The organism is Chitinispirillales bacterium ANBcel5, from assembly GCA_029688955.1.
In the GTDB taxonomy this organism is placed as follows: domain Bacteria; phylum Fibrobacterota; class Chitinivibrionia; order Chitinivibrionales; family Chitinispirillaceae; genus Cellulosispirillum; species Cellulosispirillum alkaliphilum.
Map to the genome: position 1 here is coordinate 34618 of JARUKZ010000004.1, position 21789 is coordinate 56406.

Below are 21789 nucleotides of genomic sequence, written 5' to 3' on the forward strand. Positions count from 1 at the left end.
TGCCACAAAAAGAAGAATGCTCTCCAGAGCAATCAACTATGTTTAAATCAATGGTTTAGGAAGTGGTTGCGGACTTGGGCAGAGAAGTATATTTATTTTTCTGGTGACGTTTTCAATGTAGTGAGAAGCAAATAGTATGAAGAAAAAAATCGTTGTTGCTGTTTTGGTCAGTTTAGTACTTTTGCCACCGTTATTTTATTTCGGTGGAAATTTTCTTCTGGGTATGTATGTTACTATTGGTGCAAAAAGACTCATCGCTTTGGAAGAAAAAGGGCTTTTGAGCACCGATTACGGATTCGTCTGGCAGGAGATTAATCTCAATGCAGAGATGGCTCAAGCGGCTCAGAAGGAAGTGGCGGAAAGAAAAAAAACAGGTGACGATCAGAAAGAAAAGATACGGGATTTTCCCTCACTTGCCGCAGTTACTGAACTTAACCAGATACGTGATTTTAGAAAGACTATACGAGTAACTGATAGGCACGGTATACCGCTTTCGGAAATACAGACAACTCATACCTGTGTTTCACTGGATGAAATAGATGATTTGCTGCTAAAAGCGTTGATCATTACAGAGGACCAGCGCTTTTATGAGAGAAAAAATGCCTACGACTATAAAGCTCTGGTCAGATCTTTGGCAGATGCCTTGGCACGATCTGCTTCTTCCGGGCGATTATTAATGCCCAGAGGAACAAGTACCATTCATATGCAGGTCGCCAGGTTTCTTATGCTACGGACCAACAATCTGGGCTACGCCTATTCTCAAAGGGGAATAGCTAACAAATTAAAGGAATTGCAACTTGCCCAGGCTCTTAAAAAACGTTTCACTGATGAAGAAATTTTAACAGTCTATATCAATCACTGCGTTTCAGCTGGTCGGGGAATGCGGGGATATTATGACATAAGCAGGGGACTTTTTGGTAAACCTCCCAATGAACTCGATACAGCTCAGAATCTTTATCTGGCCAGATTGGTTAGATGGAACCGACATCTCCCGGGCAGAATAATTGCCCAGGTTAAAGCCAGTATGCCGGAGTTGGCCAATCATCTACAATGGTCCGATAAACAGGTAGAATCGATTAAAGGTTCTCTTGATAATCTCACCTTTCAGTCTCCCCGGCCAATCATTCCCAGGCACAGCCATATACTTGATCTAGCCAATGAATACTGGCGAAAAGTAGCTAAATCAAAGGGGATGAGCACTGAAGAAGTTACTCAAATGGATATCGCAAACCCGGAGAGTATGGTCAGGCGCTTTGGAAATCTCACTATTCAATTAACAATCGATTACAGGCTTCAGAGATACCTTGAAAAACAGGTAGACTCAAGAGGCTTTGGTCCGGATACCGTTATTAGAACCGATAGGAGAATCGGGAGCAAGGGAATCAATCTGGAAATGGAAAAACTACCTCCAGATACCCTTAGACGTTTATATGTGTTACAAAAGGATTCTGTATTCACAGACCCTGTTTCTAAGACTACCGTCCAATTAAATAAAAATGATACCATTGTCACAAACATCCGTTACCGAAGCAGGGATGGAGGAGTTGTGCGACGTTCCTGTTTCTACTATCTGCGTGATACCATGTCTGTACCTGGCCAGTACTATGCTTATGCAATGATGGATTCAAAAAACCATCAGCTCCTTGCCTACTATTCGAAAGACCGACTTGGCAGCAGGCTTACGTCACTTTTACGAAACAGGATTCCCAATGGTTCAAGTATTGCCAAGCCGATTCTCTTTGCCCTCGCTTATGATCTTGGGATCTACCGTCCCTATGAAATGGCCTCAGATGAGCTTGAGATTTCAGATTCGGTTGCATGGGCAAGAACGCTTCTTCTAAACGACAAAGAGCCTGTTGGGATGAGATACATTAATGCACAGGGGGATCAGGGATATCCGGTCCATAATCATCACCGCTCATTCGACGGATATGACTTTCTGTATAATCACCTTGCACGATCCAATAACATACTAACTGTAGAAACCATATACAGACTCAACACCGATTTGAAAGAAACTGAGAATTCTCTAGCAAAAGAAGTTATACATTTCTATAAAAGGCTTGGATTGCAAGTGCCCCGCAATGAGATTACCGGACCCGATATTTACAAAGCCATTGCAGGCATTATTGCAGATCCTTCTGCTGTTAAATCATCAAACACACCATCAGATCTGTACTCTGTAGCACTTGGAACACTTGAACTGTCTCTTTTCGAGCAGATGTATCTGTTCAATGCGCTACATAATAATAAGCTTGTGCTTCAGCCGGCAAACAACCCCGGATTGGTGCTAAAACAGATCACCCTGGCGGGAAGAGATATTCAAATCAACGATACCCTACGACATGTTGAATTGCTTGGCGATCCTGAGAGCTTAAAACCTGTACAACTTGCGCTGCATAAAAGGCTTACCTCCTCACCTCAGGATAATTTGGGGTCTTATGATATATGTCTTGAAGACAGTTTTAGAGAGGGAGTGGTAAGCAATTTTGCAAAAAGTGGTACTACCGATCATATAATAAGGCCATTTAATGCCGATGTGAATGATGCTTCACGGACAAACTATGGGTTATGGAACGCTGTTTTGAGACTTCGTCTCACCCGGGAGGATTTGATTAGAAGCGTAGAGAAGGATAAGTGGGTAGATACGATTTCAGATCCGGAAAAGATACCTGAAGAGGAGCTATTGGATGTTACTCTGACAGGTATCGCAGAAGGTAATTTGCATTATACTGGAGCACGTGATGGCAAGGGGCTTCATGGCTATTTATCACGTAATCTGTTACACGACTTTGGGATCTCCTGCACGGAAGGTTTCTATAGTGACTATGAGTCACAAATTACTAATCAGGTATCAAGAGATGAGATATATAGTTTTCAAATGGAGGAAACCGATCTTTCCCTGCTATCCCGTACTTTTATTAGGCTTAGGACCGGTTTAAGATCAGATATTGAACCTGATGAGGTGGTATTTGAAAGAGCAAGGAGAGGAAGGTTAAGGTTGAGGGGAAAAAATTACAGCAAAATGTTAAGTTTTGCACCCTATTTGGGTGAACAATCTGAAAAGTATCATAACCTTGTAAACGAGCTTAGAAACCCGGGTTCCAAAGAGCGGGCAGAATCTGTTTTAGCTCAAATCTTAGAGCTTGAGCCTGATAATCGCTTTTTAAAACGGGACATTCAAACAGCGATACAGTCACTGCTTAGTAGTTTAAAGAATTGAATCGTGCATTTATTTAACGCTTTTGGTCAAGGAATTCACGTACTGTTTTTAAAAGAGTCTTAATTTCAAAGGGTTTTTCCAAAAATGCATCTCCACCTGACTCTCTGGCCATCTCTTTGTCGCTTTTTTGAGTGGCAGCAGTTAAAAACACCACTATGGGCATGTAGTTATCGGAACCTGTTTTTAACTTTTTACATATCTCCCAGCCATCAATGTCGGGGAGTCTTACATCAAGCAGGATGACTTTGGGTTTGTGCTTGTAGGCAAAGCGTATCCCTTCGCTTCCGTTTTGGGCTACAATAACGGATATGTTACGAAGGGTGAAGTTAACCTTTACTAATTCAGAAAGTGCTTTTTCGTCCTCAATAATCAGCACATCTATAGTCATAGCAACCAATTCCTATAACGGTGTAGGGGTGATTACCTTTTTGGGCAATTACTAATAGTTCCACTGATCAATATGTGATTAGGGTAACTATAAATTAGTAAGCAACGAATATACCTTTTTTTACCATGGGCTTTTAATTAATACTACTACTTACAAAATGAATAGAGTATTGGCAGTGTTAAATCTGCAAAAAGAAGTGAGAAAAGCGAAGGGGTTTAAGAAAGCAGCTCTAACTTAATGCACCTTAAAAAGTGCATTAAGTTAGTAAAATCGGCTTACTCTTCAATTTTTTCGATCTTGGTCCCTATGTAATCTTTACTTAATCCAATGATATACTGTACATCACCATATCTTCTTCTAATATTTTCGGGAATGAAGCTGTCCATAACTGACTCCGTGTCTGTATTCCCTTCCATTTCTACCGGAACAACTTCCATCACTCCGGCTGCAGCTCTTGGAGTGGCAACAACCTGAAGAACAGTTCCCTTGGGAAGGATAGCCCTGAAACCATCACTGTTACGATGTAACTCTGCTCTTTTGCTCATCTCTTCAGTGACTACGAATCTGTCACCTTTAACAACTTCATCTTTTGAACCACAGCCCATGAGCACGGTGATCAAAAGTGCTGACAACAGTACAGTTTTTAATTTTAACACGGGTGCCTCCTTTGATAGATTCAACTATCGTTTATCTTAAATATCCAGAAAACCAAAAAAAATTTACATATAGCCTCAAAATAATTCAATATTTTTAAATACATTTCATTATTAATTATAACCGTTAATTCAATTTAATACAAGTTAATACGCTTTTGGGAGATGATACTCTTGAGGTTTTGCCGAAAATTGATGTTTAACTGAGACTGCGGGAGTAAGCAGAGACTATGATTTGTATTCCGGGTCTCTGCTTTGGAGGTCGGGAGTAAAATGTGGCTTATTGTTTAAGAAGGTAATTCACTAATAATCTAACACCAAAGCCAGTTCCAAACTGCGGGATTTCAGCCTTGGCCGATCCTTCATTAAATGCCGTTCCTGCGATATCGATATGAGCCCAGGGTACATCCTCAACAAATTCTTTGAGAAAAGCGGCACCGATTATGGAGCTGGCATGCCCGCGTTTGAATTTGGAAAGGTTTCGCAGGTCACTAATGTCACTTTTCAGCGATTCACTGTATTCCTGATATAACGGTAGTCGCCACAATCTTTCACCACTCTGTTCGCCTGCTTCAAACAGATCCTGGGCTACTTTATCGTGATTACTAAACAGGCCAGCCACCACATCAGCAAATGCCACCATTACACCACCGGTTAGAGTTGCAAGGTCAACGATAGTGCTTGGTGAATACTTGTCCTTGCAATAGGAAATTGCATCAGCCAGTACAAGTCGTCCCTCAGCATCTGTATTACATATTTCTACCGTTTTACCGGAGTAGGAGCGATAAATATCACCGGGAAAAAATGCTGTTGAACCAATAGCGTTGTGTGCTGCTGCTATGACACCTATGACATTACTATTTGGTTTTAATGTTCCAATACTTTTCATGATTCCAAGAACTGTAGCTCCCCCGGCCATATCTTCACGCATCGTTTCTATGCTTCCGGAAGGCTTAAGATTCTGTCCACCGGAATCAAATGTTATTCCTTTTCCTAGGATTGCGATCTTTTGCTCTTCTTTTTGATTACCGTTGTACTCGATAATGATCAATCTGGGAGGATAAACCGAGCCTTGCCCAACGGCCTGAATAAGCCCAAGCTTCTGGTGCTCAATCTCTTTTTCATCCAGCACGGTTACTTTCATCGAAAGCTCTTCTCCCAGTGTTTTTGCTTCTTTTGCCATTTGCTCGGGAGTCATAGTTGAAGCATTTTCATTCACAAGGTCTCTGGTGTAATTAACAGCTTCACAGATTGATTTGGTTTTTTTAACTTCGTTTTCATTCAGAGTTTCTGTAATGATTTCAAGATCTTGCAAAAGAACAGGTGGTTCCGATTTGTATTTACTGAATTTATAGGAACCAAGTAACGCCCCCTCTATACAGCTTGAAGCTAATTCATCATTAAGCCACTCTTTGTCTGAAAGTATAAGGGATACCTGGCTTCTTTTTGCTTCCAGGGCTATTTGAACCCCACGGGCAACGGCACTTCTCAGAACACGACTGGATATATCTTTTTGCTCTCCGACGCCGCAATAGATTTTTGCACTCTCACCTTCGTATCTTAGAGCTGTTTCAGTTTTTTTTCCGGAGAAATCTACTATTTTGGAATTGGAATTTTGGGCTATTGGAATGATCTGAGTTTGAAAATGTGCTGTTTTAGACAGATTAATTTTCATGTATCCCACCTGAATTCAGAGTTTAAGATTTAAAATTCTGAGATTATTTTGTGATAAGAATAACAAAAAGTGATTATTAAAAGATAAATATATATATTTGTTTAGTCTGCGTCTTCTATATTTAGGATATTTGCAAAAGTTGGGACAAAGCGCTCTTCTGAAAAAAATTAGGGATAAGCAGTAATGAGTAAAACAGCAGTTTTGTTCCCTGGGCAGGGAAGTCAGTATCTTGGCATGGGAAGAGACCTTTTTAAAGAGGATACTCTTTTTAGGTCATTAATAGAAATGGCTTCTGATCTGACCGGGAAAAATGTGGAAGATATTTGTTGTAATGGTCCTGAAACGGCTTTAATACGACCCACCTACCTTCAGCCGCTTATAGTTTCTATTTCCTTGTGCTATTTTAACCGTTTAGAGCAGCAGGGGCTTGGTGTTGATGTATTTGCGGGCCACTCTTTGGGTGAGATAAGTGCTCTGGCTGCAGCGGATGTTATCACTGTTGAAGAGGCGGTAACTATAGCGGTTAAACGTGGCCAGTTAATGGACAAGGTCGCAAATGATCATAGTGGCGGGATGATGGCGGTGTTGATGCTTTCCGTTGAAGAGGTAAGAGCACTACTCAAAGACATTGGGGACCCAGAGAGAATCGTTATAGCAAATGATAATGCTCCCGGGCAAGTGGTAATCTCAGGTGAAACAGAGATGCTTCAAAAGTTCTGTGCCTACGGTAGAGGAAGACCAGTTATGATTAAAGTTGCCGGTCCTTGGCATAGTCCCTTTATGAAAGAAGCATGCAGTGAGTACAGAGAGTGGGTTAAGCCTATTGAGTTTTTTGCACCTAAAACACCTCTTATTTTGAACGCTACAGCAACCATAGAAAACAATCCCGAAACTATTAAACAACATCATATCGCTCAGCTTACCAACCCGGTATACTGGAGAGACTGTATGACTACCCTCTCAGGGCTGTTTACCGAAACGATTTTTGAAGTCGGGCCGGGTAAAATTATCTCCGGGCTTGCCAGGGCAAATGGGTTACGAAGAGGTGTGAGCTATTTCTCTATAGATTCTTGTAAAAGCATTGATATGCTTATGCAGCAAGCCGCAGTTTGATAGAGGTGGTGGCGTAATAACCCGCCCCCTTTTTTCTTCTAACTATTTCTTTTTCTTCCTTTCGTGTTGCGATGCTCCATTGCTTAATATAGGCCTGTTTTTAGGCATGCTGTTTGCTCTTGATTAAAGCAGCAAAACGGTTATGCCGTTAATCATTTCAAACGGAAGGACAAAACATGGCGGATAATGAGCTTGGTAGAGGAGCAGGTAACGGAAAAAACGGTGAGCCGGGTACTCAGGGCAAATTTGTAATGTGGCGTTTTTTGATGTGGGCTGCCATATTAACCATACTGTTTTCCTACATTTTTGGTAGTTTCACCTCAGAGCAGCGTGTTTCGATTCCCTACAGTGAGTTTAAAAACCAGGTCAGAACAGGGAACATTTCAGAAGTGATGATTCGTGGAGAAGAAATTGAGGGAGAGTTTGTTGAATATTATACCGAAGAGATAGCAGATGGAGAAACTGTTGAATACAGTCACTTTGCTACAGTCAAACCACCCTTTGACGATTCTGATCTGATGGGGCTGCTTGAAGAGGGGAATGTAACCATTAATGCACAGACAACCGAGCGTAACTGGCTTTTCAGCACTATTTTACTCCTACTACCCTGGGCTTTGGTGCTCCTTTATTTTGTGTATGCCGGGGGCAGAATTCAAAGACAGATGAAAGGATTTGGTGGTGGTGGCGGGTTATTCAGTGTAGGAAAGTCAAAAGCCAAACGATTTGAAAAAGAGATGACCAATACCTCCTATGACCATGTTGCCGGTTTGAGTAATGCTAAAAAGGACCTTCAGGAGATTGTGGATTACCTTAAAGATCCGGGTAAATTTGCCAAACTTGGTGCCACTATTCCTAAGGGAGTTCTTCTGATGGGGCCTCCTGGGACCGGAAAGACTCTTCTTGCAAAAGCAACGGCAGGTGAAGCCGGGGTTCCTTTTTTCAGCACATCAGGCTCAGAGTTTATCGAGATGTTTGTCGGAGTAGGGGCTTCACGGGTACGGGATATGTTTGAAACCGCAAAAAAGGAAGCGCCGGCGATAATCTTTATCGATGAATTGGATTCTGTTGGAAGGGCCAGAGGGACCGGTTTAGGGGGCAGTCATGATGAAAGAGAGCAGACTCTTAACCAGATCCTCTCTGAAATGGATGGTTTTGAGGCCCATCAATCTGTTGTGGTAATTGCGGCAACCAATCGTCCCGATGTTCTCGACCCTGCCCTTACACGGCCAGGGCGCTTTGACCGACAAATCGCTCTCGAATTACCACAGAAAACTGCGCGGTTAGACATATTAAAGATTCACGCAAGTCACGTCCCCGTTGATCCCGATCTTAACCTTGAGAAGGTTGCCGCCAGAACGGTTGGCTTTTCGGGGGCAGACCTGCAGAATCTGGTTAATGAAGCGGCTCTTCTTGCCGGCAGAAAAGATAAACAAACGGTTGATATAAAAGATTTTGATGAAGCTCAGGATAAGATCCTTCTGGGCGCCGAAAGGGAAGATAAGCTTAATGACAGTGAGAAAAAGATAGTAGCATATCATGAAGCGGGGCATGCCCTTGTAGCCAAACTCCTTCCTGAGGCAGATCCACTGCAAAAGGTGACTATCATCGCACGGGGAAGATCTCTTGGTGCTACTGAGCAGATCCCTGATACCGACAGGCATAACTTTAACAGAGAATATCTTCTTAGTCGTATCTCTGTGGCTTTGGGTGGAAGAGTTTCCGAGAAGCTGATATTTGATGAGTTTACCAGTGGCGCAGCACAAGACCTAAAGCACGTGACTCAGATTGCCAGAAAAATGGTCTGTCAGTGGGGTATGAGTGAAAAGATCGGGCCAGCGACCTTCACTCAGGGCGAAGAGCATCCTTTTTTGGGAAGAGATATGATACAGCAAAAGGATTTCAGTGAACATACTGCTAAAATGATCGATGAAGAGATTCAGCGTATTATCGTTGACCAGGAGCAGAAAACCTATCGAATTCTCAATGAGAACAAAGAAAAGCTTAACCGTCTTGCTGAAGCACTTATCGAACACGAAACCCTTGAAAATGGCGAAATAGAGAAACTCCTAAACAGTGTCGATACTTCTGAAAACTCACCTACCAAGAAATAGTGAGTAAAAAGTTATTCCCTTAAAAGCATATCTCTGTCTCTCTAAATGAGGGCAGAGATGCGTCTTTATCGGAAAGTACAGGGTCTTTAACCGGCCAATCGATTTTAAGTTCAGGGTCATTCCATTTAATCCCACGGTCCAATGAAGGAGCATAGGGATAATCTACTTTATACTGAAGCTCGCAGTTTTCGGTTAAGGTACAAAATCCGTGGGCAAACCCTTTGGGTACGAAAAGAATATTGAAATTTTCTTCGGTGAGCTCGAAGCTGCTCCATTTACCAAAGGTGGGGGACTGTTCCCGTAAATCCACCACTATATCCATAACTGCTCCTTTAGTTACCCGAACCAGCTTGCTTTGAGCCGCCGGGGGAGCCTGAAAGTGTAGCCCTCTTATTACGCCTCTTTTTACAGACCTGGAGTGGTTGTCCTGAATGAAATCTGTATCTATGCCTGCATGTTGAAATTTTTCCCTTGAATAGCTCTCCAGAAAAAAACCCCTGTTGTCCCGAAAAACGTCGGGTTTTATCAAAATCACACCATTTAGTTCTGTTTGTAAAAACTCCATATCCTATACTTCCTCAAAATTTCCATTTGCAAGTTCAAGAAGATATTGTCCGTAGGCGTTGTGTTTCATGGGGTTTGCAACTTTAGTAAGCTGTTCTGAATCAATATAGTTAAGTCTATAGGCGATCTCTTCAGGGCAGGAAACTTTTTGGCCCTGACGGGTTTGTATCGTTTCCACAAACTCTGAAGCCTTAAGCATCGATTCGTGTGTTCCGGTATCCAGCCACGCTATGCCGCGGCCCAGGTTAACTACATGAAGCTGATTTTGTTCAAGATAGAGACGGTTAAGGTCAGTAATTTCCAACTCCCCCCTTTGGGACGGTTTAAGGGTTGAAGTTAGATCGCTTACGTTGGAATCATAGAAATAGATACCGGGAATTGCATACTTTGATTTCGGTTCAGAAGGCTTTTCTTCAAGGGATATAGCCTTACCATCTTTATCGAATTCTACTACCCCGTATCTGCTTGGATCATGTACTCTGTAAGCAAAGATAGTGGCACCAGTTTCTCTGCTAATCGCTTCCCTGAGACACTGTACAAGCCCATGGCCCCAGAAGAGGTTATCACCTAAAATCAAGGCTGCAGGACTGTCTCCCAAGAATTCTTTTCCGATTATAAATGCCTGAGCAAGCCCCTCAGGGCGTTTCTGCTGAGCATAAGAGAGGTTAATGCCCCATTGTTTTCCATCACCAAGCAGCTTCTTGAAACTTTCGCTGTCCTGTGGTGTTGTAATTATTAGAATATCCCGAATCCCCGCAAGCATCAGAATGGAAAGTGGGTAATAGATCATTGGTTTATCGTAAACAGGCATAAGCTGCTTAGAGACCGCTATAGTGATCGGGTAGAGACGAGTTCCCGATCCACCGGCAAGAATAATGCCTTTATACTTCATTTAATCTCCAAAGGTGCGAATAATCTGCAGTTGCAATTGCTATGAATATACATAAAATGATGCAGCCGGAACCACTCGACAAAAAAGGTGGCATGTTGTATTTACATTTAAACAGGTCCGGTATAGGAAAGAAGGTACAAATGAAAACTGAACTGGAAAAGGTCATCTTTGATTTTCTTGAATACACCAAAAAAGAAAAGGGGTACTCAGAAAACACCCTTTGTGCTTATAGAAGAGATCTTGCACAGTTCGTTGAATTTCTCAATAAAGCAGGGGTGCCCCCATCAATCAAAACCTCTCTAAACAAATCGGCCATAAGAACATTTAGCTACTCAGTTCGGGAAAAAGGGCTTAAACCCAAAACCCTTGCCAGAAAGTTAGCAGCAATAAAATCACTGTGTCATTACTGCGTAAAGCAGAAAATTTTGTCCGCCAACCCTTCAAAAGCACTCGCTACCCCCAGGATAGAGAAACCACTTCCGGTCTTCCTAACCCGTTCTCAGGCTGAGGAGCTAAACAGTGCAGAAGCGCCAACCAAGGAACCGATTCGTAACAGAGCAATTATTGAGCTGTTTTACGGTAGCGGTATCAGGCTGTCTGAGCTTCATGGGTTAAATATTGGCGATATCGACAAACACTCAATGACACTGAAGGTTTTAGGAAAGGGCAACAAAGAAAGGATCGTTCCGGTTACAAAGGTGGCCCTTGAGCTTACAGAACACTACCTGAGGGAAAGGGCACAGACGGGTTTATCTGACCCTGTGTTTACCACCAAAGAGGGAGCCAGGTTATCGAGAAGGCAGATAGAACGCATAGTATCAAAGGGGCTGCAGGGAGTGAGTTTGAGAAACAAAAGAAGTCCTCATGTGCTCCGCCACTCATTTGCGACTCATTTGCTGGATGCCGGAGCAGACATACGGGCAGTTAAAGAGCTGCTGGGTCACGCCTCACTTTCCACCACTCAAATCTATACCCACGTATCCAAAGAACACCTATTAAAAGTGTATCGCCAGGCACATCCGCGGGCAGAAAAGTTTGAATGAGTTGGCTGTCCCCGCGCCAGTTAATACAACTGAATACTCCTTTCAGGGCTTTAGGTAAAAAGGTGCTTAATAGTGGGTGAATTCTATTTATATTATAGCTAATAGAGAGACGATAAAATTAAGCGATTAAGGGAGCGCGGTATGAAAAGTACCTCTTTTCTAAAAACAGCATTTTTGTTAATGTTGTGGATACTCTCCTTATCCACTGTGCAGGCGCAGGTCTATCCTGATACAATTTGGGTTCCTGTAACATTTTATGATTTTCACTCCGATCGTTCTAATCCCGAATTTGAACAACGTCATCAGGCTGGACTTAAAACTGGTATGGTTGCCCCTTATTTGGATGAAGATGATAAACCACTACCCGGTCCTGAGCCATACATGAATCATTATATCAAATATTGGTATCGCCATTGGGAGGAAGCGGCAAAGGGGGATTATACTATTCCGGTCTACACTCCAAGGGCCAGACAGGCAATGGGACACACCGGACAGGAGGAGCGGTATGAAGAGTTCAGGCTCCATTATCCCGATAAGGAGATCCCCCCTCAGGGCTTACCCGAGCGTTTCGGTGGTGATCGATGGGAGATGGAATACCGACAGGAAGTTACCTATGAAGGAACCCGGCGGGTAGACCATGACACTTCGTTTATAAATATGGTTATTGAAGATTCATTGCCATTTTCCCACATCGGGGATGGGGTGTATGAGTTTAGAGATGCTGAATTTTTTCCGCTGGATAACAGAGGGTTTGGCAATGAGTGGAACCATGAACTCGAAAACTACGAGTGGAACCAACAGCAGGGAATTAACCCCGATCGTAACTACTCCTTTACTATGGAGTTACACTGGAAATTCGTAAAAGAGCCAGGAATGACTTTCTGGTTTCAGGGTGATGATGATGTGTGGGCTTTTGTGGACAGAAGACTTGCTTTGGATCTAGGTGGAATTAAAGAGGCAGAAATCGGGCATTTTAATGTGGATGATCTGCCGGGGCTTGAGGATGGACGTGAATATGACATGCATGTATTCTATGCCGAACGTCATTCCGCTGCTTCAACCATATGGATTCAAACCAACATTATCTTCTCTCCATCACAACTGCTGGTTTATCCTGAACCCGGGGCACCTAATGAGGGCTCAAATCAGCCGATATCTTCAGAACAAACTATTACCGCCGGAGTTCCCTTTGAGTTTTATGGGCATATTTTTGACGACAACGATGAGTGGAGACCCGAATACGCCGATGGGATTATCTGGGAAGTGGAGAGTGGTGACGCTGAGCTGTTAAACGATCGTGGTTCACGCAATGTTCTCAATTCCAACAAGGCAAATTCAACTACTGTAATCAAAGGTACTTTTCACGATCCGGAATATCCTGACAACCCACCCTCAGAGGTGCGCATAACTTTCACCATTGAGCCTGGTCCGGCATATATGCTCGACATTGTAGAGGATAGCTTAAACTTTAATCGTCACCAAAAGGATGATTTCGATGGTCTGTATTTTGCCGAAAATGAGTCGATGGCGGAGATCTTTGCCGTTGTTAGGGATAGGTTCGGTAATTACATACACCATGCAGAAAACCCTCAATGGCAAAGCCTCGATCATAATGTGGCAGATGTGCAGCGAATATCCACCAGCTCAGCTTTAGTTACCAAAAATTTTATAGGCGTAGGGGAAGAAACCTTCATAGTGGTAAGGCAGGACGATCTGCTGCCCGATACGATTGCTGTAGGAAGCATAGGGGAGAAAAACGTGTCTGCAAGCCCCAATCCATTTGTCCCGGGGAAAACAAACCTGAGTAACCAATTACCTGCCCAGTCACTTGAATTTTACAGAAACGTTATAAACAACAACACTCACGGGACCCTCATTACTATCGATACCCCCAAACCACTAAGGGCAGAGACACAGGGTTCAGAGTACTTTGGACGTGTACTGATCTATGATGCTGTAGGGAATTTAGTACGATCGGATCTTAAATTGCGACGCGCGTTGGCATCCAGATCCTATGGTGTTGTCTGGGATGGTTATAATGCAAACGGAAGAAGAGTTGGGCCGGGAGTTTATTTGGTTACAATCTCCGGAACCGATGTGGATGGGAAGCGAATCACAGAAACTTATAAGGTAGGTGTAAGAAAATAGGGTTAAAAGCACCATTCCTGAGCTAAGGGAATGGTGCTTTCGTGTTCGGTGACCCAAAGAGGCTGGAAGCCCTTAGAAGAAAAAGGGCCTTCTTTTTGAAATCGAAATTCTTCTTCTTGGGCAAACAGGCCTGAATCTTACACCCGTTGTTATTCTTCTTCTTCCTGGTCTTGAAACGCTAACCTGTTTCTCTTCCTCAGGTTTTTGTCTCATCGCCCTTTTAAACTCCTGGTCACCCAGCACCGATTTAAATCTCATGAGATATTGAGTTCTTTTCTGTTGATAGGAAAGTTCAATGTTGCTCATCTCTTCAGCGTACGATTGCAGTCTTCTCTCTGAAGGGTTACGTTTGTGTAATTCGCGGTCAATCTTGCGCTGAAGCTCAACTCTTCGCTTGTAATGTTCTGTACCCAGTTTTCTCATGGCTTTATGCAGCCCACGTGCATTGCGACTCTCACCAGGCAGGAAATTTAATCCCATTGGTTTCATCTCTAGTGTGCTGGAGGGGGTATTTTCAGCTGAAGATGAGAATGCTGGCACTGTAACCAACGCGGCAGTAAGCAATGTTAAGATCATTCTTTTTCGATACATAGAGAATCCTTTCTCGTTATTAATAAAAATCATGAGTGAAGTTCGAAAGTGTGAGACAATACGCTTTGGGGTTTGGATTGATTGAAGGAAGGTTTAGCAGTCGATAAAAAAAGGAGAGTGCTTCATGAAGCACTCTCCCTGCACGCAGTGTCTTGCCGGCTCAAAGCTTACTCAGATCTTCTTCGCTGGCCTTTATGTCCTCTGAACTGTGACGGTCTTTGTTTTGACTCAGCAATTTGAGCAAACTGTTCCTCAGTCAGAATCTCTTTTAATTCAAGAAGATAGCCGATTCGCCTTTGGTTTATAACTTTATGCAACTCCCCCAGTTCAGCTGAATACCGGGTGAGAGTTTCGCGGGAGGGGTTCTCCTTTAACAGTTCGGTTTTGATATTTTCACGCAATGAAATCATTTGGTTCACATTGGTTTCACGATCACTTTTGCGGCTTTTGTGGATCTCCCTGATGCTCTCTTTTTGCTCTGATGTCAGCTCAAGGTTGGCCAGGGGTGAGCGCGCTTTGGTTGGTCGGTTTCGGGCCTGAATACCGCCGGCGCCCATAGTAACTAGTAGAGCCACCAACAAAAATGAGTTGAAAGTCGACTTACTGTTCATACTACTGTTCCTTTCCAGGGAAAAATTGGTCTTCAAAAGCAAAGGAGACTGCACTTAACTGTTCCTCTATATCGTTTCCGTTTAGGTAATCGTAGGCAAAATCCAGCTCTGAAAGCACCTCCGGATCAATACCGGAGTGGTACACTGTTCTGTCGTGTCTGGGCATTAAAGTGGCGATGCCCAAAAGTATGATAACAGAAGCTGCAAGAGCCGCCCATTTAGCATAGCGTGGACGTCTGGTTTTTCTTTCTATCGTTTCAAACAGTGTATCCGGGTGACGGGGTACGTTGCCCAACTCACGGTAAAATGTGTTTTCATCGATTGGTGTCATTGATTACTACCTCCCCGTTGTTTTTTTGGAGTCGGTTTTTGATACTCGTTTTAAGCCGTGATACTTTTGTTCGCAATGCCCCTTCACTCTCCCCAATGATTACTGCCAGCTCATCATAGGTAAGTCCTTCAACTTCTCTTGCTGTGAGCAGAAATCTCTCCTCACTTGAAAGGGGTTCAAGAATCAGCTGTATCTGCTGTTGTGCTTCGAGTGTATCCTGCCGTTGTTCTCCCACCAAATCCTCTTCAAGCGGTTTGTTGAAACGGTTCCAGCGGGTGATTTTGCTATGGTATTCCATTGTAGCATTGTAGGTTACTCTAAAAAGCCAGGTGGAAAAAGCAGAGTTTCCTCTAAAGGAATTTAAAGAGCGGTGTACCTTTATAAAAACATCCTGCATTATTTCCTCCGCGATACGCTTCTCACCATTGCTTGCCCGGTAGCACAGTCGCCACACCAGGGGAGCATAGTAATCATAGAGCTTCCTGAATGCCTTTTGGCTGCCTCGCTGCGCTGCGGCTAGTGTTGTTTCTTCAATTTCGTTCACAGTTATTAGACCGTCGTTTCAAAAGAATGTTACAGAAAAAATATTACGTTTCGGAAAACCGGGAGCGTATTGTATTTTCAGATACTCTTTTTTTAGTTTTCAAATTACGGGAGTAGTGATGAATAAGGATGTAATAGGTGTTGCGGGTGATCATGCCGGTTATGAATTCAAAGAGCAGATCAAGGCCTATCTTGAACAAAAGGGTTTTTCTGTTAAGGATTTTGGTGCCTGCCAATATGATGCATCAGATGATTATCCGGTTTTCGCCAGTGATATGGCTTCTGCCATCGCTAAGGGTGAATACAGCAGGGGGGTACTTTTCTGTGGTACCGGTATAGGCGCTTCCATTGCTGCCAACCGCCATAAAGGAGTGCGTGCGGCGCTCTGTTTTACCCCCGAGATGGCTACATTAAGCCGTAAACACAACAATTCAAACGTCGTCGTCCTTGGTGCACGTACGTTGTCTGTTGATTCGGCAAAGGAAATTCTCGATGCCTGGCTAGAGGGAGATTTTGAGGGCGGAAGGCATCAAAAACGGGTTGAACTTCTTGATAATTTAAGCTGAAGCTTGCTCGGGCTTCTAAATGTGGGAGTGGTATATGAGTGATACATTGCAAAAAGAGACTGAGGTAAAATCAGGAAGAAAACGTGCTGACTGGGATGAGTATTTTATGCAGATTGCTCATCAGGTTGCTACCCGTTCCACCTGTGACAGAAAGCATGTGGGGGCCGTAATAGTGAGAGATAAAACAATTCTTTCGACCGGCTACAATGGAAGTATACGACAGATGCCACACTGTGATGATGTGGGGCACATGATGGAAAATACCCATTGTGTGGCAACTGTTCACGCTGAAGCAAACGCTATAATCCAGGCAGCCAAAAACGGTACGGCAATAAACGGCGCTGACATCTATGTAACAGCTTCTCCCTGTTGGAACTGCTTTAAACTCATCGCAAACAGTGGCATAAAGCGCATCTATTATCATGAGTTTTACAGGGATGAAAAAGTCATCACTGTGGCAAAACAAGCGGGTATAGAACTGATAAACGTTTGCCAGTCATAAGGACTGTTTCTCAACTTTCTACCTTTTAGCTTCACAGGTACTGCCGTTGCTTATCTCTTACTGTAGAGGGAGGGTTAGGTGTATGGCTGAGCAAAAGAGTAGGATCAAAAGGGGGAAAGTTCTGCTTGGTACTTCCGGGTGGACCTATGAACACTGGAAAGAGCGCTTTTATCCCCCCAAACTTGCCAAAACCAGGTGGTTTGAATATTTTGCCGCTCACTTTGATACTGTAGAGCTTAACGCTTCATTTTATCGCATTCCAACCCAAAAAGCCACTAAGAGCTGGAATGCCCGTTCACCTCAAAACTTTCGTTTTTCCATAAAGATGTCCCGCCTTATCACTCACATCAAAAAACTGCAAAATTGTGAAAATGAGCTGCAATGGTTTTTCTCCGTCTTTGAGCCGCTGCAAGAGAAAATTAGTGTTTATCTGATTCAATTGCCCCCAAATCTAAAATTTGACCTGCAACGTTTAGATAACTTTCTGCAACAGCTTCCACCGCACAACAGGTATGCTCTTGAGTTCAGAAACCCCGCATGGTATGACAATCAAACCTATCAGTTGCTAAGGTCATACGATGCAATCTTTTGTATTCATGATATGGAGGGGATGAAAACAGAACGAGTAATTACCAGTAGTGATGTTTATCTGAGGTTCCATGGACATCAGGCACTCTACGGGGGTGATTATCCGGATGAAGAACTTGAGAGGTGGGCTGGTTGGATCGCTTCTCTTAGCAGAGAGGGCAAGGGGGTGATGGGGTATTTTAACAATGACCTCGAGGGCTATGCGGTGAAAAACTGCACCCACTTAAAAGAGCTGGTAGCAAAAAGATTATAGAAAATTGAAGGTGTAGCGTCCTTTGTGCTGGTGCTCCATTGATATTTGCACTCTATGGTTGTGTGGAGTATTGGGGCAGAAGAACTACATTTCTGCCCCTGTAAGTCAAAACCAATCAGGCCATCTGTCGTGACAGCTCTCGCAACTTGCGCACTCTGTCATCCATTGATGGATGAGTGCTGAAAAGAGAAGTCATTCCACCCTTAAAAGGATTTACGATGAAAAGATGGGCTGTTGCTTCATTGCCTCCCCGAAGTGGCATTGAACGTGCCCCCTGATGCAAACGTGTCAGGGCGTTTGCCAGTGCAAGTGGTTTGCCGCACATTTTGGCTCCCGCTTCATCAGCAGCAAATTCCCTTGAACGCGAAATCGCCATCTGAATCAACAGTGCTGCCATGGGGGCAAGTATCGCCAGAGCCAGTGCGCCAATGGCATTGCCCCGGTTATTGCTGCTTCCCCGCATACCGCCACCAAAAATAGCGCTCCATCTGACCATTGTTGCAATCATAGTAATAGCACCTGCAACCGTCGCGGCTACTGTGCTTATAAGAGTATCACGGTTTTTTACATGGGCCAGCTCGTGGGCCATCACCCCTTCCAGCTCATCCTGATCGAGCAGTCGCAGTATGCCTACTGTTGCTGCAACCGATGCATGGCTGGGGCTTCTGCCTGTAGCAAAAGCGTTGGGTGAATCGTTATTGATCACAAACACCTTTGGCATCGGCATCCCATTTTTTCGCGCAAGGTTCTCAACTACACTATAGAGCTGCGGTACATCAGAGGGACCTACTTCTTGAGCACGATACATTTTCAGCACGATTTTATCCGAGTACCAATAGCTGACAAAATTCATCACCCCGGCAAAAATCAGAGCAATGAGCGCCCCCTGAGACCCACCCAGCATATTGCCGAATACGACCAGCAATCCTGTAAGGGCAGCAAGTAAGAGAGTTGTTTTAATGGAGTTCATCTGTTGAACCTCCTCGTTTTAAAGGCTTACGGTGTCATTTCACTTAAAAAATAGTTAATAGTTTTCCGGACCGGGCATGGTAATTTTCCTGCCTTTTATTACGGATATTGACTATTTTTATTGGATCTTAGGGGGAGGGGAAGTACTGATAACTACTTAGGCAGATTTTAATAGTAAAACACCTACTTTCCCCGAATAATTATATTATAAGCAGAAAAATTGTTCTTTTGACCCGAGCAGGAAAAACCCTTTCTATGCAAAATTCCCCAGAAAAAGCCCGTTATGATGTGGTGATTATTGGTGCCGGCCCTGCAGGACTCAATGCAGGTATGAAGGTAAGTGCGCAAAAGGCTTTATCGGTTCTGCTTGTGGATAAAAAGAGGCCCTGGGATAAACCGATTCCCTGCGCTGAAGGGGTTGGAAAGCTGGGGCTGGAGGATGCTCTCAGTGTGGACCCTTCATGGATACGGCTTGTGATCAGCAAGGCGACCTTTTCTTCACCGGATAATACTTCGGTTACCTATGAAGACAAAAATAAGGGGTATATAATAGATCGCGCAAAGATGCAGTATGATCTTGCAAACACGCTTTCGGATAGGGGAGTGGAGTGCGTTTTTGGGCACAAAGTAGTAGCAGCTCAGCCACCACATAATGGGTACCGAAAGCTGGAGCTGGAAAATGGTACCTCTATTGAAGCTAAAATTGTGATTGATGCTTCAGGGCCGGTTGGTCTCCTGGGGCGGCAGGAGAATATCTGCTGGAAACCCTATGATCTTGAGCCTGCCTACCTGATTCATGCAAAGGGTGTGGATGTGCCTCTGGATGCGGTGCAGATTCAAACAGGGCAAAACATTGCACCCGGTGGTTATGCCTGGACCTTCCCGAGAGCTCAGGGTGAAGCCAATATCGGGGTGGTTGTTGGTAACCGCTTCAGGGCCAAAGTAAATATCCGCTCTCTTCTGGAAAACTACATAAATGAACACTACCCTTCCGCGGAAATCGTAAAACGTTTTTCCGGAACCATATCCTGTGGCTATAAAAGAGAAACCATCGCCTTGCCTGGGTTCATTAAAGCCGGTGATGCCGCAAATTCGATCAACCCGATCTCAAGGGCAGGAATTTCCGAAGCCCTCATTTCGGGAGCCCTGGCAGGTAACTGTGCCCTTGAGATGCTCACAGAAGAAAATCCAAAAGAATTACAGAAGATATGCAGGAGGTATGAAAAAAGCTGGTTTGAGAAAAGGGGAAGTCGCCATCTCAAGCTGGCACGGGTAAAAGCTTCATTGTACTCTGTCCCTGATGGTGATTATAACAGAGCGGCTAAAACTCTATGCGCTTTGTCTCCTCAGGAGATAACCATGTCCAGAATTTTCAAGGCAAGTCTGGGCAGGTTTCCCCGTCTGGTGTGGGCCCTGCGACACCTTATGTAGGTTGTTTGGTGTGTTCTTGCTTCTGCGTTGGCGGGTAGGGTTACGATAAACTGTTAGTCATCCACAATAAATAACCGCAGCACTGAGAGGTATGGACAGGTAGAACCGATGAAGTAAATCAGGGGTGCGTAGGCGTAAGGTAAAACCGGGGGCTCCCGGGCGGCAAACATTCAGTTCCCCGGGCGGAGCCGAGGGGTCCACACCCTGCGACATGCCCTGCGGAAATTTTCCTCCCAATCCCACACCCTGCGATATGCCCTGCGGAAATTTTCCTCCGTATCCCACACCCTGCGATATGCCCTGCGGAAATTTTCCTCCCTATCCCACACCCTGAGGTATCGCCGGGCAAAGTTTTGTCTCTCAATCCCACACCCTGATTTCTTCATAAAAAAACAAATATTGCTTGATCATGTATGTAATGATACAATTATACTCTTCTATCATATTGTCGTATTTGGAGTTATGTAAAATGTCGAGTGCTTTGATTCATGAATGGTTGGTAACAGTCGCAGGAGCAGAAAGCGTTTTGAGGTCGATATATAAACTGTACCCGGGAACGATCTACACGCTCTTTCATGATAAAGAAGCCTTAAAAGAAACACTGTTTGAAAAAATCCCCGTTGAGACATCACTGCTTCAAAAGATTCCTTTTGCAAAAAAACACCATCGCCTTTTTGTTCCTTTCTATCCCCTGGCAGTAGAGCAGCATGATTTAAGAGACCATAAGCTTATTATATCCTCATCCTATGCAGTGGCTAAGGGGGTGCTTAACTCCTCCGATCAGCTTCATATCTGTTACTGTCACTCACCGATGCGTTATGCATGGGACCTGATGTATGAATACCTTGAAGCGGAAGGGTTGGATAGGGGGGCGAAAAGTGTTATAGTACGTATGTTGATGCATTATCTCAGGATGTGGGATTATACCTCAGCAAACAGGGTCAATGAGTATGTGACCAATTCCCACTACATTGCCCACAGAATCAAAAAGTGTTATAACAGAAGGGCTAAGGTGATCTATCCGCCTGTAAATATCGATAATTTCAAAGTGAGTGATAGAAAAGACAACTACTTTATCACGGTATCGCGCTTAGTTTCCTACAAAAGAATCGATCTGATCATAAAAGCGTTTAACAGGTTAAAACTCCCTCTGGTTATAGTAGGGGATGGTCCTTCACGGAAAAAACTGGAAAAGATAGCTAACGGGAATATAGAATTTTTAGGCTATGTACCTTCGCCACAGCTATCAGATCTACTCAGTAAGGCCAGAGCGTTTGTGTTTTCAGCAGAGGAGGACTTTGGGATAGTGAACGTAGAAGCACAGGCAAGCGGGATCCCGGTTATTGCCTTTGGCCGCGGGGGAGCGCTTGAGACTGTGGTTGAGGGGAAAACGGGACTGTTTTTCAGAAACCAGACGGTAGAGTCACTTATGGAGAAGGTTCATGAGTTTTTGGCCACTGAAGATAGCTTTGACCCTCAGCAGATAAGAAAGAATGCTGAGCGATTTCCCCGATCAAGATTTGAAACAGAGTTTAAGCAGTTTGTGGATAATGCCTGGGAGCGATTCCCCTATAAAGGATAGGGAAGTTAGCTA

Annotated in this window: 20 protein-coding genes; 10 read left to right on the forward strand and 10 right to left on the reverse strand. The window is 43.9% G+C overall.

What is annotated here, in order from left to right; translation table 11 throughout:
- The first annotated feature begins 136 nt into the window (after window positions 1-136).
- Entirely contained in the window at window positions 137-3223 is a 3087-nt protein-coding gene (locus QA601_03140; GenBank protein MDG5814058.1) for a transglycosylase domain-containing protein, read from the forward strand.
- 13 nt (window positions 3224-3236) lie between these two features.
- Here QA601_03140 and QA601_03145 read toward each other — a convergent pair whose 3' ends face one another.
- From QA601_03145 to QA601_03155, 3 genes are all read right to left on the reverse strand, one after another.
- Window positions 3237-3611 carry a response regulator gene (locus tag QA601_03145; protein MDG5814059.1) on the reverse strand — a complete coding sequence of 125 codons (375 nt, stop codon included), beginning with the start codon at window positions 3609-3611 and terminating at the stop codon, window positions 3237-3239.
- A gap of 275 nt (window positions 3612-3886) precedes the next feature.
- Entirely contained in the window at window positions 3887-4267 is a 381-nt protein-coding gene (locus tag QA601_03150; protein MDG5814060.1) for a hypothetical protein, read from the reverse strand.
- A gap of 277 nt (window positions 4268-4544) precedes the next feature.
- Complete coding sequence (locus QA601_03155) at window positions 4545-5939, reverse strand: leucyl aminopeptidase family protein (GenBank protein ID MDG5814061.1); 1395 nt, start codon at window positions 5937-5939, stop codon at window positions 4545-4547.
- 183 nt (window positions 5940-6122) lie between these two features.
- Here QA601_03155 and QA601_03160 point away from each other — a divergent pair, with 183 nt between their 5' ends.
- Together QA601_03160 and ftsH are read left to right on the forward strand one after the other, a co-directional pair.
- Window positions 6123-7052, forward strand: coding sequence for an ACP S-malonyltransferase (locus QA601_03160; protein ID MDG5814062.1), 930 nt, complete (start codon window positions 6123-6125; stop codon window positions 7050-7052).
- 176 nt (window positions 7053-7228) lie between these two features.
- Window positions 7229-9163, forward strand: a complete 1935-nt coding sequence (gene ftsH, locus QA601_03165) for an ATP-dependent zinc metalloprotease FtsH (protein MDG5814063.1) — start codon at window positions 7229-7231, stop codon at window positions 9161-9163.
- A 19-nt stretch (window positions 9164-9182) separates the two neighbouring features.
- Here the strand turns inward: ftsH and rfbC are convergent, their stop codons facing one another.
- Entirely contained in the window at window positions 9183-9728 is a 546-nt protein-coding gene (rfbC, locus tag QA601_03170; GenBank protein MDG5814064.1) for a dTDP-4-dehydrorhamnose 3,5-epimerase, read from the reverse strand.
- Between the two features lie 3 nt (window positions 9729-9731).
- Window positions 9732-10619: a glucose-1-phosphate thymidylyltransferase RfbA gene (gene rfbA, locus QA601_03175; protein MDG5814065.1), complete on the reverse strand. Its 888-nt coding sequence runs from the start codon at window positions 10617-10619 to the stop codon at window positions 9732-9734.
- Window positions 10620-10660: 41 nt separating this feature from the next.
- Between rfbA and QA601_03180 the strand changes: the two genes are divergently transcribed.
- Both QA601_03180 and QA601_03185 read left to right on the forward strand, forming a co-directional pair.
- Window positions 10661-11662, forward strand: a complete 1002-nt coding sequence (locus QA601_03180) for a tyrosine recombinase XerC (GenBank protein ID MDG5814066.1) — start codon at window positions 10661-10663, stop codon at window positions 11660-11662.
- 141 nt (window positions 11663-11803) lie between these two features.
- Window positions 11804-13810 (forward strand): fibro-slime domain-containing protein, encoded by a 2007-nt coding sequence (locus QA601_03185; GenBank protein ID MDG5814067.1) that lies wholly within the window; start codon window positions 11804-11806, stop codon window positions 13808-13810.
- Window positions 13811-13882: 72 nt separating this feature from the next.
- Here the strand turns inward: QA601_03185 and QA601_03190 are convergent, their stop codons facing one another.
- The 4 genes from QA601_03190 to QA601_03205 form a co-directional block, all read right to left on the reverse strand.
- Window positions 13883-14401: a hypothetical protein gene (locus tag QA601_03190; GenBank protein ID MDG5814068.1), complete on the reverse strand. Its 519-nt coding sequence runs from the start codon at window positions 14399-14401 to the stop codon at window positions 13883-13885.
- A 167-nt stretch (window positions 14402-14568) separates the two neighbouring features.
- Window positions 14569-15012 (reverse strand): periplasmic heavy metal sensor, encoded by a 444-nt coding sequence (locus tag QA601_03195; protein ID MDG5814069.1) that lies wholly within the window; start codon window positions 15010-15012, stop codon window positions 14569-14571.
- 1 nt (window position 15013) lies between these two features.
- Window positions 15014-15343 (reverse strand): hypothetical protein, encoded by a 330-nt coding sequence (locus QA601_03200; protein ID MDG5814070.1) that lies wholly within the window; start codon window positions 15341-15343, stop codon window positions 15014-15016.
- A complete protein-coding gene (locus QA601_03205) occupies window positions 15327-15887 on the reverse strand; it encodes a sigma-70 family RNA polymerase sigma factor (protein ID MDG5814071.1) in 561 nt (186 codons plus the stop codon). The genes QA601_03200 and QA601_03205 overlap by 17 nt, the downstream gene beginning before the upstream one ends.
- 118 nt (window positions 15888-16005) lie before the next feature.
- On the opposite strand from QA601_03205, the gene rpiB reads away from it, so the two are divergent.
- The 3 genes from rpiB to QA601_03220 all read left to right on the forward strand — a co-directional run bounded on the left by rpiB (window position 16006) and on the right by QA601_03220 (window position 17795).
- The gene (rpiB, locus tag QA601_03210; protein ID MDG5814072.1) at window positions 16006-16452 is read left to right on the forward strand and encodes a ribose 5-phosphate isomerase B; all 447 of its coding nucleotides are present in this window, start codon (window positions 16006-16008) and stop codon (window positions 16450-16452) included.
- A 34-nt stretch (window positions 16453-16486) separates the two neighbouring features.
- The gene (locus QA601_03215; protein ID MDG5814073.1) at window positions 16487-16954 is read left to right on the forward strand and encodes a dCMP deaminase family protein; all 468 of its coding nucleotides are present in this window, start codon (window positions 16487-16489) and stop codon (window positions 16952-16954) included.
- Window positions 16955-17036: 82 nt separating this feature from the next.
- The gene (locus tag QA601_03220) at window positions 17037-17795 is read left to right on the forward strand and encodes a DUF72 domain-containing protein (protein ID MDG5814074.1); all 759 of its coding nucleotides are present in this window, start codon (window positions 17037-17039) and stop codon (window positions 17793-17795) included.
- Window positions 17796-17910: 115 nt separating this feature from the next.
- Here QA601_03220 and htpX read toward each other — a convergent pair whose 3' ends face one another.
- Window positions 17911-18765: a zinc metalloprotease HtpX gene (gene htpX, locus QA601_03225; GenBank protein MDG5814075.1), complete on the reverse strand. Its 855-nt coding sequence runs from the start codon at window positions 18763-18765 to the stop codon at window positions 17911-17913.
- A 254-nt stretch (window positions 18766-19019) separates the two neighbouring features.
- On the opposite strand from htpX, the gene QA601_03230 reads away from it, so the two are divergent.
- Both QA601_03230 and QA601_03235 read left to right on the forward strand, forming a co-directional pair.
- Window positions 19020-20195 carry an NAD(P)/FAD-dependent oxidoreductase gene (locus QA601_03230; GenBank protein MDG5814076.1) on the forward strand — a complete coding sequence of 392 codons (1176 nt, stop codon included), beginning with the start codon at window positions 19020-19022 and terminating at the stop codon, window positions 20193-20195.
- A gap of 469 nt (window positions 20196-20664) precedes the next feature.
- Complete coding sequence (locus tag QA601_03235) at window positions 20665-21777, forward strand: glycosyltransferase (protein MDG5814077.1); 1113 nt, start codon at window positions 20665-20667, stop codon at window positions 21775-21777.
- Window positions 21778-21789: the final 12 nt, after the last annotated feature.